This window comes from Streptomyces sp. NPDC001410 (genome assembly GCF_042895235.1).
Classification (GTDB): Bacteria; Actinomycetota; Actinomycetes; order Streptomycetales; family Streptomycetaceae; genus Streptomyces.
In genome coordinates this window covers 25,279-37,677 of sequence record NZ_JBIAWE010000028.1, presented here as the reverse complement: position 1 = coordinate 37,677, position 12,399 = coordinate 25,279, and the positions used below count along the sequence as shown (strand labels likewise).

The 12,399-nt window shown below is 73.0% G+C and carries 10 protein-coding genes and 2 pseudogenes; 4 read left to right on the top strand and 8 right to left on the bottom strand.

What is annotated here, in order from left to right:
• The first annotated feature begins 762 nt into the window (after nt 1–762).
• Nucleotides 763–1,752, top strand: coding sequence for a helix-turn-helix domain-containing protein (locus ACFY3C_RS42000; RefSeq protein WP_390774632.1), 990 nt, complete (start codon nt 763–765; stop codon nt 1,750–1,752).
• A gap of 36 nt (nt 1,753–1,788) precedes the next feature.
• The gene (locus tag ACFY3C_RS41995) at nt 1,789–2,271 is read left to right on the top strand and encodes a DUF456 domain-containing protein (RefSeq protein ID WP_389170454.1); all 483 of its coding nucleotides are present in this window, start codon (nt 1,789–1,791) and stop codon (nt 2,269–2,271) included.
• A 140-nt stretch (nt 2,272–2,411) separates the two neighbouring features.
• On the opposite strand, the gene ACFY3C_RS41990 is transcribed toward ACFY3C_RS41995, so the two are convergent.
• From ACFY3C_RS41990 to ACFY3C_RS41960, 7 genes are all read right to left on the bottom strand, one after another.
• Nucleotides 2,412–3,626 (bottom strand): GDSL-type esterase/lipase family protein, encoded by a 1,215-nt coding sequence (locus ACFY3C_RS41990; protein WP_390774631.1) that lies wholly within the window; start codon nt 3,624–3,626, stop codon nt 2,412–2,414.
• A gap of 123 nt (nt 3,627–3,749) precedes the next feature.
• Entirely contained in the window at nt 3,750–4,301 is a 552-nt protein-coding gene (locus ACFY3C_RS41985; protein ID WP_386580767.1) for a hypothetical protein, read from the bottom strand.
• Between the two features lie 42 nt (nt 4,302–4,343).
• On the bottom strand, nt 4,344–4,835 hold the full coding sequence (locus tag ACFY3C_RS41980; RefSeq protein ID WP_390774630.1) for a methylated-DNA--[protein]-cysteine S-methyltransferase: 492 nt from the start codon (nt 4,833–4,835) through the stop codon (nt 4,344–4,346).
• A complete protein-coding gene (locus tag ACFY3C_RS41975; RefSeq protein ID WP_390774671.1) occupies nt 4,835–6,229 on the bottom strand; it encodes a DNA-3-methyladenine glycosylase 2 family protein in 1,395 nt (464 codons plus the stop codon). The genes ACFY3C_RS41980 and ACFY3C_RS41975 overlap by 1 nt, the downstream gene beginning before the upstream one ends.
• A 294-nt stretch (nt 6,230–6,523) precedes the next feature.
• Nucleotides 6,524–7,633, bottom strand: a complete 1,110-nt coding sequence (gene rsgA / locus ACFY3C_RS41970; RefSeq protein ID WP_390774629.1) for a ribosome small subunit-dependent GTPase A — start codon at nt 7,631–7,633, stop codon at nt 6,524–6,526.
• A gap of 202 nt (nt 7,634–7,835) precedes the next feature.
• Nucleotides 7,836–8,171, bottom strand: coding sequence for a hypothetical protein (locus ACFY3C_RS41965; RefSeq protein ID WP_390774628.1), 336 nt, complete (start codon nt 8,169–8,171; stop codon nt 7,836–7,838).
• A 107-nt stretch (nt 8,172–8,278) separates the two neighbouring features.
• Nucleotides 8,279–9,322: an SWIM zinc finger domain-containing protein gene (locus ACFY3C_RS41960; protein ID WP_390774627.1), complete on the bottom strand. Its 1,044-nt coding sequence runs from the start codon at nt 9,320–9,322 to the stop codon at nt 8,279–8,281.
• 11 nt (nt 9,323–9,333) lie between these two features.
• On the opposite strand from ACFY3C_RS41960, the pseudogene ACFY3C_RS41955 reads away from it, so the two are divergent.
• Nucleotides 9,334–9,508, top strand: a pseudogene (locus ACFY3C_RS41955) (DEAD/DEAH box helicase); the annotation flags it as partial.
• 454 nt (nt 9,509–9,962) lie between these two features.
• Nucleotides 9,963–12,128, top strand: a complete 2,166-nt coding sequence (locus ACFY3C_RS41950; RefSeq protein WP_390774626.1) for a SpoIIE family protein phosphatase — start codon at nt 9,963–9,965, stop codon at nt 12,126–12,128.
• A gap of 61 nt (nt 12,129–12,189) precedes the next feature.
• Here the strand turns inward: ACFY3C_RS41950 and ACFY3C_RS41945 are convergent.
• Nucleotides 12,190–12,395: pseudogene (locus ACFY3C_RS41945) on the bottom strand (GTPase RsgA); the annotation flags it as partial.
• Between the last annotated feature and the right edge of the window lie 4 nt (nt 12,396–12,399).

Sequence of the window (12,399 nt, the reverse complement as noted above, 5' to 3'; positions counted from 1 at the left end):
ACGCCGGCTGGGCGGTGCGCCGGTCGGGGCGGTGCCCGGGGTCGTCGGGGGTGACGCGGCTCGCTGTGGTGGTACTGCGGGCTCGTGCGGCGGCTCCTGACTCGGTGTCCGAGGCATCGTGCCCCCGGTGTGCCCCGTCGTCCCGCCCGGCCGCCCCGCCACCGTGTCCTTCGCCGAGGCGAAACGGTCGTCCAGGGAGTCGGGTGCGGCCGTGGGGCCCGTGTCCTCGGTGGAGTCGTCGTACAGCTGCCCCCACCAGTCGTCCTCGCGACGGGCGGGCCTACCCCCCTGCTGGCTCATGCCCCTAATTGTCCACCGCACGGGCCGGATGAAAACGGGGCATCAGGAAAAACCGGCGCACGTGGCCGACTCGAACGGCGTGTCGAGGGATGGAACGAACAGCCGTACGAGAAACGGAGGTTGATGGCCGCCGGGCGACCCCACCCCCCACGGGAGGGCCGCCCGGCGACATCGGAAGCGACCCGGCCCCACATCCCCTCGTGCGCTCGCGCACGCGCGGGCCCGGGTCACCGTCTCACGCGACCGGCCGCCGAGGGCGCCGGTCGAATGGCGTGATTGTGGCTTGGTTTCCTGGGACGCAGCTGTGAACCGTGCGCACGGCCCCGCGTCCTTCGGTGCCCCCACCTTGGCAGAGTCACCTGAGGTACGGCGATGATGGGCGACGGCGGGTTTGCGCCGTGGCCGTTTTCCGCCAGGCCGTACGGCGCCGACGGCTGGTTCTCAGGGGAGGGACGTGGGCCGATGCTGGCAGCGATAGGCCTGGACGAGACGCACGAGTCGGCGTACCGGGCGCTGGTGTCCGCGGGCGCCGCCGAGGTGGCCGATCTGGCCCGGCGTCTGTCGCTGGCCGAGCCGGACACCGAGCGTGCGCTGCGCCGGCTGGAGCGGCAGGGCCTCGCGGCCCAGTCCCCCGCGCGGCCGGGCCGCTGGGTGGCGGCCCCGCCCGGGGTGGCGCTGGGGGCGCTGCTCACCCAGCAGCGGCACGAGCTGGAGAAGGCGGAGCTGGCGGCGGCGCTGCTGGCCGAGGAGTACCGGGCGGCGGCGGCCGAGCCGGAGGTGCACGACCTGGTGGAGGTGGTGACCGGCGCCGCGGCGGTCACCCAGCGCTTCCTGCAGCTCCAGCTGGGCGCCGCCGAGGAGGTGTGCGCTCTGGTCACCGGCCATCCGGTGGTGGTCTCCGGGATGGAGAACGACGCGGAGGAGCAGGCGGCCGGGCGCGGGGTCCGCTACCGGGTGGTGGTGGAGCGTGCGGTTCTGGACCTGCCGCACGGGCTCACCGAGCTGACGGCCGCGCTCGGCCGGGACGAGCAGGTGCGGGTGGTGGACCGGGTGCCGACCAAGCTGGTGATCGCGGACCGCTCCCTCGCGATGGTGCCGCTGACCTCGCGGACGGCCGGGCCGGCCGCGCTGGTGGTGCACGCGAGCGGTCTGCTGGAGCTGCTGGCCGGGCTGTTCGAGTCGGTGTGGCGCGAGGCGCTGCCGCTGAGGCTGGGCGCGTCCGGGGTGACCGAGCAGCAGCCGGACGGCCCGGACGCCACCGATCTGGAGGTGCTGTCGCTGCTGCTGGCCGGGCTGACCGACGCGAGCGTGGCCAAGCAGCTCGACCTGGGTCTGAGGACCGTACAACGCCGGGTGAAGCGGCTGATGGAGCTGACCGGGGTGACGACCCGGCTGCAGCTGGGCTGGCAGGCCTACGAGCGCGGCTGGGTGTCCCGCGAAGGCTCCCGGTGACCTGCGAGTTCCTTCCTCCTCCGGCACTCTGGGCAGATGGGAGCGTGGGAACTCCTGCTGGTCGGCGTGGTGCTGGTGCTCGGCCTGTGCGGAGTGCTGGTGCCCGGGGTGCCGGGGTCGTGGCTGGTGTGGGCCGCGGTCCTGTGGTGGGCGCTGAAGGACCCGCAGCCGGTTGCCTGGGGCGTTCTGGTGGGCGCCACCGGGGTGCTGCTGCTGTCGCTGGTGGTGCGCTGGGCGCTGCCGCCGCGCCGGCTGCGCGCGAGCGGCGCCACCCCCCGCATGGCGGTGTACGCCGGAGTCGGCGCGCTCCTGGGCTTCGTCCTGATCCCGGTGGTGGGCGCGCTGCCTGGCTTCATGGCCGGGATCTACCTGCACGAGCGACTGCGGCTCGGCCGGCACGGCGAGGCGATGGCCGCGCTGCGCACGGCGATGCGCTCGGGCGGCTCCAGTGTGCTCGCCGAGCTGTTCGCGTGTCTGCTGATCGCGGGGGCGTGGCTGGGTGCGGTGCTGTGGGGCTGACTGGTCAGCCGGCGACGGCCGCGCCGCTGCCGACCAGGGCGCCCGTCACGGCGTCGGCGACCGCACCCATCCCCGCATCGTTGAAATGCAGGTGATCGCCCGGGTCGTACCCGGGCAGGACGCGCTCAGAAGCTGACCCGTCAGCCGGCAACCGCCGCGCCACTCCCGGCCAGAGCGCCGGTCAGGGCGCCCTTCACGGTGTCAGCGACCGCACCCATCCCCGCATCGTTGAAATGCAGGTGATCGCCGGGGTCGTAGCCGGGCAGGAGGCGTTCGGGGGCGGACGGGTCGCGTACGGTGGCGTCGGCGTCGGCGACCGCGTCGAAGGCGCCGCCGGTGCGGATGAACGCGTTGACCTGCCGGCGTACCGCCTCGCGGGCCGGTGTGTACGCGGAGTAGCCGCCGAAGGGGGTGAGGGTGACGCCGACGACCCGGATGCCGCGGGCGTGGGCGCGGGCGACGAGGGTGCGGTACGCGTCGGCGAAGGCGGCGGGGTCGTTCGCCTCGGGGGTGCCCTTGATGTCGTTGATGCCCTCGAACACGATCAGGGCCCGTACCCCTGCCCGGTCCAGGGCGTCGGCGTCCAGGCGGGCCAGGGCGCTCGGTCCGACGCCGTCGCGCAGCAGGCGGTTGCCTGCGAGGCCGGCGTTGAGGACGCCGAGCCGGTCGCCGCGCAGGTGCCGGGCTAGCCTGTCGGGCCAGCGCTGGTTGGTGTCGGTGGTGGAGCCCGTGCCGTCGGTCAGGGAGTCACCGAAGGCGACGACGCTGCCGGCGCCGGTGCCGAGGACGTCGACGCCGGTGACGTAGTACCAGTAGGCGATGGGCGTGGTGTACGCGGACCCGTCCTCGTCGGCCGCGTGACCCGTGCCGGCGGGGGCGAGGTAGCTGGTCTGCAGGGCGGTGCGGTGGTAGGTGGCCGGCCCGGAGTCGACCGGGGTGAGCACGGTGACCAGCAGGTCGGCGACATCCGGTACGGGCAGCAGGACCGGGTCGGTGACCAGGTCCTGTCCCGCCGGGACGACGGCCGTCCGGACGCCGCCGAAGGTGGCGGTGCGCAGGCTGCCGGGCACCGCGTCCGGTCCGGTGCCCCGGCGCAGCGCGACCGTGACCGCGCCGAGTTGCAGGGGCGCGGTGCCGAGCCGGTTGCTGAGCCGGATCCGCACGGCCGCGCCGCCGACGCTGAGGTGGACGACGTTGCGGACGGCGGCCCCGGGCAGCGCCGCTGCGGTGCCGGAGGGGGCCGTCTCCCAACTGCCGGTCCACACCGGCCTCGTGGGCTGGGCGACGGCCGTCGTCGTCGTGCCCGGCAGCACCGCGAGCAGAAGCGACACGAGGACCCGTCCGACCTTGCCCATGCCTGCGCCCGCCCTTCCCCCGTGCCCGTCGCAGGTGACCGTCCCACACGCCCGCCTCAGGGCGCCGGAACATCCGCACCGGTCCACCCGCTCGGCGTACGGCGTCCGGCACGGGTCGGCGCCTCAGGGCCGCCAGCGTGGTGCCTGGTCGTCCGGCGTGTCGGGGCTCGCGAAGTGGAAGGGGACCGAGAGATGGGCGGCCAGGGCTGTGCCTGCCCCGGTGGCCGCTGCCGCCGAGGGATGCAGCGGGCCGTGAACCTCGTGCTCTCCGAGGTGCCTTACGGCCGTGCTCCGGTAGATGGTGGCCAGCCGATGCTCGCCGGCGGGGTCGGCGGTGACGGCCAGCAGAGCCACGAACCAGTCGTGCCTGGTGTCGCCGTCCCAGACCGCCTCGATCGCCAGGACGCGGCCGGGGCAGCCGGCCGCACGGGCGGCCAGTGACTCCAGGTCGAGGGGGCTGTCCGGGGTGCGGGCGATCCTGTCGCCGTGGTGGAGGTAGCGGTCGTGGACGACCCTCTGGGCCTCGATGACCCCCAGACCGTGCGCACGTCCGACTTCCCAGGCGACACGGACCGCCTGCATGTAGGCGTCCTGAAGCACGTACCCGTCGACCTGTTCGCGGATCCCGGCCGGCAGCAGATTCCACCACTCGTCGGTCGTGGCCGTGTCGGTCATCCGTAGCCCCCGTCTTCTCTTTCCCTGTCCGAAAAGGAAACCCTAAGCCGACAGCGCGCCCTCCAGCGTCAGCAGCCACACCTTGCGCTCAAGTCCGCCCGCGTACCCCGTCAGCGAGCCGTCCGCGCCGATCACCCGGTGGCAAGGGCGCACGATGAGCAGGGGGTTGGCGCCGATGGCTCCGCCGACGGCGCGGACGGCGGCGCGCGGGGCGCCGATGCGGGCGGCGATCTCCCCGTAGGTGGTGGTGCCGCCGTACGGCACGGAGTCGAGCGCGGCCCAGACCCGTTCACGGAACTCGGTGCCGTGGGTGTGCAACGGCAGGTGGAACTCCTTGAGTTCGCCCGCGAGGTAGGCCGTGAGCTGTTCCTCGGCCGCGCGGAAGGGGCCGGGGTCGTGACGCAGGCCGTCCAGGTCGGTGCGTCCGCCCTTCTGGCCCGGCATGGACAGTGAGGTGAGCGCTCCGTCCGGGTCGGCGGTGAGCAGGAGCCGGCCGAGCGGCGTGTCGATGTCCGTCCAGTAGGTCGCTTCCATCAGTCTCTCAACTCTCTTGTGATACGCAGATGTTGGGCGGCATAGGAACGCCACGGCCGCCAGCTGTCGGGTACGTCCGCTCCGGGCGGAGCCACGTCGGGGTCGCCGAGGGCGCGGACGCGCAGGGTGGCGACGGCGGACGGGGCCAGGCCGGGCAGGGCGAGCAGTGCCTCCTGGGCGGCGTCGCGGTCGGCGCCGGGGTCCAGGCGCACGGTGCCGTCGGCGAGGGCGCCGGCCAGCGCGCCCAGTGGTCCGCCCAGGTCGGCCTCGGCGAGGGCGGCGGCCTCCGGGAAGAGATGGGTGAGGCTGCCGCAGGGGGCGTCGAGTGCCTTGCCGTACCGGCGGACCAGGTCCTCCGCTCCGGCCACGCCCACCAGCGCCCGTACGGCGGGCTCCAGCGGGTCGACGGCGCCGGGTGAACGCAGTCCGGGCCGGGCGGCGACCAGCGGGGCGAGCCGCGGGTCGGCGCCGAGCCGTTCGTCCACCGCGTACGGGTCGGCGTCGAGGTCGAACAACCGCCGCAGCCGCTGCACGGCCGTGGTCAGGTCCCGTGGGTCGGTGAGGTGCAGGCGCGCGTCGAGCCAGCCGCCCGGATGCGTGCCGCCGCCCGCGTTCGGCCCCTGGGTGCGCTCCTCGACGGCGACGAGCGCGGTGCCGTACGGCAGCCGCAGGGTGCGCCGGTAGGTGCGGCCGCCGGGGGCGCCGCTCACCTCCTCGACGCCGGGTACGGCCTCCCGGGCCAGCTGGTCGAAGACGGCGGTGGCCTGGTAGGGGCCGCGGTAGGCGAGCCGGAGGGGGATGCCCGCGCCCGGGGTGGCCCGGCGGCTGCCCCGGCCCCGGGGTGCGGCGGCCCGTACCTCGGTCGGCGTGGAGTCGTACACCTCGCGCACGGTGTCGTTGAACTGCCGCACGCTGGCGAACCCGGACGCGAACGCGATCTCGGTGATCGGCAGCTCGGTGGTCTGCAGCAGCACCCGGGCGGTGTGCGCCCGCTGGGCGCGGGCGAGCGCCACGGGTCCGGCGCCGAGTTCGGCGGTGAGCTGACGCTGCACCTGCCGGGCGCTGTAGCCGAGCCGGGAGGCGAGGCCCGCGACGCCCTCGCGGTCCACGACCCCGTCGGCGATCAGGCGCACGGCCCGGCCGACGGCGTCCGCGCGGACGTTCCACTCGGCGGACCCGGGCACGGCGTCCGGCCGGCACCGCCGGCAGGCCCGGAAGCCGGAGCCCTGTGCGGCGGCGGCCGTCGGGAAGAACCGCACGTTGCGCCGCTTCGGGGTGATCGCCGGGCAGCTGGGCCGGCAGTAGATCCCGGTCGTCTCGACGGCGAAGAAGAACGCCCCGTCGAACCGCCCGTCCCGGCTGCGCACCGCCTCGTACCTGGTGTCCTCGTCCATCACGTGTTCCAGTGTGCGGCGTGGCGACGGGGCGGGCTGGCGGAAATCGGACGCGCAGCTGGGCGGCGGCCGTCGGAACTGGGGGGCTGAGTCGTCCCACTGGTCCAGGAGGTCGTCGGCCGTCTGCGCGGGCTCATGCGGGATCGTCCCGCACCCGCGAACAGGCCGAAACGCCTCTTCGTGGTCTATTTCTACATCGGCGACGGAAATGGACGCGCTGCTCGCGCTGAAGCGCAGCGGCTCCCGGCGGGCGCCGAAGCCACCCGCCGGGAACGCGCCCTCACGATCCGTCCCTTACTTCCACCGGCCCCGCTTGGCCTCCATCGCCGCCTTGCCCTGCGCACCCTTCCGCTTCCAGTCCTTGCGGATCTCGGAGCGGAGCCGGGCGTCCGTCTTGGCGACGATCCACTGGTTCTCCCGCATCAGCTTGCGGTAGCTGTCCAGCCGGCGGACCGGGAGGGCACCGCTGTCCACCGCGGCGCGGACCGCGCAGCCGGGCTCGCTCTCGTGGGCGCAGTCGTGGAAGCGGCACTGCTCGGCCAGTTCCTCGATCTCGGAGAACACCTGCCCGACCCCGCTCTCGGCGTCGAACAGGCCGACGCCCCGCAGCCCGGGGGTGTCGATGAGCACGCCCCCGGAGGGCAGCGGCAGCAGGTTGCGGGTGGTCGTGGTGTGCCGCCCCTTGCCGTCCACGTCACGGGCGGCCTGTACGTCCATGACGTCGTCGCCGACGAGGGCGTTGGCGAGGGTGGACTTGCCCGCGCCGGACTGCCCGAGCAGCACGGACGTGCCCGAGCCGACGAGGGAGACGAGCGCGTCGAGGCCGTCGCCGTGCAGGGCGCTGACGGTGAGCACGGGCACGCCGGGCGCGGTCGTCTCGACGTCCTGGACGAGGTGGGCCAGCACCACCGGGTCCGGCACGAGGTCGGCCTTGGTGAGCACGACCACGGGCTGTGCGCCGGACTCCCAGGCCAGCGCCAGCAACCGTTCGACGCGCCCGAGGTCGAGTTCGACGGCGAGGGACACGGCGACGACGGCGTGGTCGACGTTGGCCGCGAGGATCTGCCCCTCGGACCGCTTAGAAGAGGTGGAGCGCACGAAGGCGGTGCGGCGCGGCAGATACATGCGCACGTAGCGGGGGTTGCCGCCGGGTTCGACGGCGACCCAGTCGCCAGTGCAGACGACCCGCAGGGGGTCGTGCGGGGTGACGAAGGCGGTATCGGCACGCAGCACACCGCCCGCGGTGACCACGTCGCACTGGCCGCGGTCGACCCGCACGACACGGCCGGGCAGGAAGCCCTGCTCGGCATAGGGAGCGAACTCCGCTTCCCATCCCTCGTCCCAGCCGTAGGGGGCGAGAGGGTGCGACGAAGCGGAAGAAGCCGAAAGAGACGAGAGATTCAAGGGAAACCCTTCACAGGGCGGCCCCGGCCGGGCGCACGCGCAGGCGCCAAGAAGGCAGGAAGGATCAGCCGGAGGCCACGGAGGTGGAGTGGATGAACTTCTGGTTGCGGGCAGCGCCCATCACAGAGACAGCCATCGGTCACACCTCCCGTTTCTCACTCGGCAGACGGCAGCGGCCAACAGCCACTGCGTGAAGCGGATCTCAGCCTAGAGGCGGCCGCGTTCCGGCGCCACCGACTTTCTGGCAGGGTCGCAGGCCGTGCTGGTCGAGGAGCCGCAGGTAGACCCCGAGCGCGTCGGCAGGACGGATGGCGCGGGCCTGGTCGGCGAGGGCGAGCCACTGCCGGTCGTGCGCACGCGTTTGGGCCGCGGCCCGCCAGGCGGCGTCGACGTCGCCGTCGTCGTCGAGCAGGGCATCGACCAGGACCGGGCCGCCGTACCAGGACTGCTGTCGCTGCCCGGCGTCGGCGCGCAGCAGCACGAGCGTCTGTGCCCGCTCGGCCTGCCAGCAGCCGGCCGCCTGTGCCGCCGTACGCAACCGCTGGTACGCGGCCAGGGAGTGGCGGGTGGCGAACTGGACGCGACGCAGGGCGACGACGTCAAGGAGCCGGTTGGCGCGGGTGTAGCGGTCGCAGAGGTAGTCGATCAGAGCGTGGTCGGGGGTGACGTCATCGGGTGTTTCCTCGATGCCGCGTTCCGCCCACCGCAGGGCCTCGTCCGGCCGGCCGACGGCGGCAGTTCGCGGGCGACGCTCTGGTGGGTGCTGCCGTCCGGGGCGAGATCGGCCGCGTGCACGGCGACCCATCCGTCCACGTCTCCTTCCGCCTTGGCCAGCCGTTCCATCAGGTACTTCTCCGCCCAGCCGGTGCGGTTGCGGCGCCGGGCCGCAGCCGCCGACTCCTTTACCCGGGCCATCCCTTGCGCGCCGAGGACATCCTCGTGGTCGAGGGGGTCGATGCCGGTGAGATCGTCCAGGTCGCTGAGCAGATGGGCGACCAGCCACCGCGCGGTCTCGTCCACCTCGGGGCATGCCGCGCGGCACGCGCCGAGGTGGGCTTCGGCAAGCGCAGCCCCGATTCCACCCAGGTGACCGTCGGAGTCATCGATCGCGTCCTGCGCCTGGCTCAGCAGCCGCATCGCCTCCCGGGACAGGGAGATCGCGTCCGCGGGCCGCCCGGCGGCAGTCAGCGCGTCGATCGCGGACACCGCCTGAGGGGCCTGTTCGCCGTAGGCGTGGGCGTCGACGTACTCGACGTAGCCGTACCGTTCGAAGGGGGCGGTGTCGAGGAGTTCCCGGATCCGGGCGCGGACCTCGACCAAGTCTCCGCGGGCACTCGCCGCCCGCAGTTCCAGTCGACGCGCCGACTGTCGGTCCTCCGCGACCTGTTCACGTACCAGAGCGAGCAGCTCCCTGGAGAGCGTAGCCAGCCACGCATCCTGCTCCTGGGCACGAGTCCTGGCCCGGCCGCGCTGCCCCGGCACCGCCTCCGGCTCGGCGAGCACGGTCGGGCCCAGAGCGACCAGGTGCTTGCAGAAGTTGCCCTCCATGCCGTAGGGGCAGTCGCACTCCCCGGCAAGACCGTCGGGCCCGTCCAGGGTCAGCTCCGCCTCGTAGGCGTCCGTCCCGTGGGCGGCGGCCGTGATCCAGCCGCTGGATCGGTTGGCGCGCGCACCCACATCTGCGCGCACCGGTCCGGCACGTACGGCCCGACGGACAGCGCATGCTCTCCTCGGCCCCCTGGACCTCAACATCGACCGCTTGGTGCAGCGGTACCTGCCGACCGCATGGTGCACTCCGTGGCCCCGTCCGCAGGAGCGGTGACCACCGTGGAGCACCACGTGCTCCACGTCCAGGACGAGGCCGACAGACAGAGCGGCCGGAACGGTCCAGGCGAGTTCCCGCACCTCGTCGTCCAGCGCCCTGCCCCGCCAACCGCCGCCGTCGCTGATCGGCTCGTCCCGGTCGAGGCATGCGTGCAGCAGTGGGGCGAGCGCACGGGCCGCGGGCCCCGCGACAGTGCCAGGTATACGAGCGCGTACTCGCGAAAACCGTGCCTACGCTGGTGGGAGCCGCCTGGGCCTCGGCCGCGAGTGGCCAGGAGCGGGCCTTCTCCTCACGGAGGAGGGGCGGCGACCGCCGTCGGACACCCTGTCGCTCGGCCGGGATGATCGGGGACGACTCGACGATCATGTCCTTGCTGATCACCAGCTCGATGCGCGTCTGCCGAAGATGTTCAGGGGGTGGACGACGCGCTCGGCACCCGGTCGGCCTGGGAACAGCGCAGACGTGTGGCAGAGTGGAAAAGTGAGACAGGAGAGGGCGCCTGTCATGTCTGCACATTTCGAACCTCGCAGTTCGGCCATGGCCCACTCCGTCCCCGTCAACCGGCGGAGCGAGGAGTACGCGGGCCTGTTCGAGCAAGCCCCGGTGATCTTCGCTGCGCTCAGTGGTCCCAGACACCTGCTGGAGGCGGCGAACTCGGCGTTCTTCGAGACCGTCGGGGGCGACCGCGGCCGCATCGGCGAGCCGATCGCGGAGGTGGTTCCGGAACTGGCTCCGCAGGGCGTCCTCGACCGGCTCGATGAGGTCTACCGCACGGGCGTCGCGTACCGGGCCCGAGACGGGCGACTCCTGCTGGGCGGGCCGGGCAGGCAGCGGGAAGGGTTCTTCGACTTCACCTACGAGCCCCGCCGGGACTCGGTCGGCCGGATGGACGGGGTCGTGGTGATCGCGGTCGAGACCACCGCGTACCACCACACGCATCTCCTGGCCGCCGAGCAACGCGTGCTGCTTGAGCAGATCGCACGCGACGCCCCGCTGGACGAGGTCCTTTTCGGCATGGCCACGGCGATCGAGGCGCTCTCCCCGGACCTGATCGTCTCGGTACTGCTCGTCGACGCCGACGGACAACACCTGCGGCACGGCACCGCCCCGCGCCTGCCCGACTTCTACAACGAGGCGATCGACGGGACGCCCATCGCCGAGGGCGTCGGCTCGTGCGGCACGGCCGCCTACCGGCGCCAGCCTGTGATCGTCACCGACATCGCCACCGATCCCCTGTGGCAGGACTATCGCGAATTGGCGTCGCGGGCCGGGGTCGCGGCGTGCTGGTCCACTCCGATCCAGGACGCGGACGGCCGGCTGCTGGGCACCTTCGCGATGTACCACCGCATACCCAAGGTTCCCGCGGACAAGGACGTGGCGCTCAGCGCGGCATTCGCCCGCATTGCCGCGCTGGCCATCGAACGCCACTCCGCGGTGGAGGCGAGCCGCGCCGCCCAGGAGCGCGAGAGGGCAGCCCGAGAGGATCTCGCCTTCCTGTTGGAAGCCAGCACCGCCATCGCGCGCGAGACACACTATTCCGACAGCCTGCAGCGCATGGCGCGACTGATCGTTCCGGCCCTGGCGCCGCTGTGTTCCGTCCATGTGGTGGAGCGCGGCCAGGCGCAGCGCATCGCCGTCGCCGCGTCGACCCGGGACGGGGAAGAGCTCCTCTCTTCCCGCGCACTGCGTGCCGAGGTGGACGCCGCAGTCGCCCGCGTGCTGGCCTCCGGCACCACCGAGGCTGTCCACACCGACGGCCGCTGCGCGCAGCTCGGCGTCACGGGTCACGTGTGCGTGCCACTGACAATCCGGGGTCACGCCTTCGGTGTGCTGACTCTCCTGACCACCGACCTGCCCCTGGACGACCGCACGATCGCCCTGGCGCAGGAACTCGCCCGCCGGGCTGCATCGAGTGCCGACAACGCCCGCCAGTTCACCAACCGCGTCCGGCTGGCACGCGATCTGCAGGCAGGCCTGCTGCCCCCCGAGTTGCCAAGGATTCCCGGCGCCACCCTGACATCCTCGTACCATCCGGCAGGTGAAGGACTCGACGTCGGCGGCGACTTCTACGACGTCTTCCCGCTGCCCGACGACCGCTGGGCTCTCATGATCGGCGATGTGTCCGGGCGCGGCGCGCTGGCCGCCACGACCACCGCAACCGTCCGCCACACCGCACGCGCGGCCGCCCGTCTCCTGAACGACCCGGCGGCGGTGGTCGCCGTCATCAACGACGCGTTGGTGGCGAGCACCGCCGATGAGGACCAGTTCGTTTCGCTCGTCTACGGTGAACTGCGGCACACCGCGTCCCACCTCGCGCTGAAGCTGATCCGAGCAGGCCACGTCCCGCCGCTCGTGCGCCGCGCCGACGGCTCGGTGGTGGAAGTCGCCGAACCGGGCCTGCTGCTGGGCATCGGTCCCGACCCCGGCTTCTGTCCGTGCGGCATCGAACTGCACCCTGGCGACAGCCTGGTCCTGGTCACCGACGGCATCACCGAGGCTCGTTCGGCCGGCGGCGAGTTCTTCGGCGAGGACCGTTTGGCCGACGCGCTTGCCGCCGTCCGGACCACCACGCCCGCCGCCCTCATCGAGTCCGTCACCGCCGCAGTCACCGCGTTCGCAGGCAATGCCACCGTCGACGACCAGGCCATGCTGGTTGTCACCGCCACCTGATGGTCCATCGACGTCCAGGGCGACAGCGACGAACTGTTCGTCTGCCTTGCCGTTGATCAGGGCAGACGACCCGCAGGGGGTCGTGCGGGGTGACGAAGGCGGTGTCGGCACGCCGCCGCCCGCGGTGACAACGTCGCACTGTCCGCGGTCCACCCGGATCACCCGTCCGGGCAGCAGTCCCTCGGACTCGTACGGGGTGAACGCGTCGGCCCAGGCGTCGTCCCAGCCGTAGGGAGTCACCGCTGTAGCCCGCCTCCGGCGGCTCACCTCA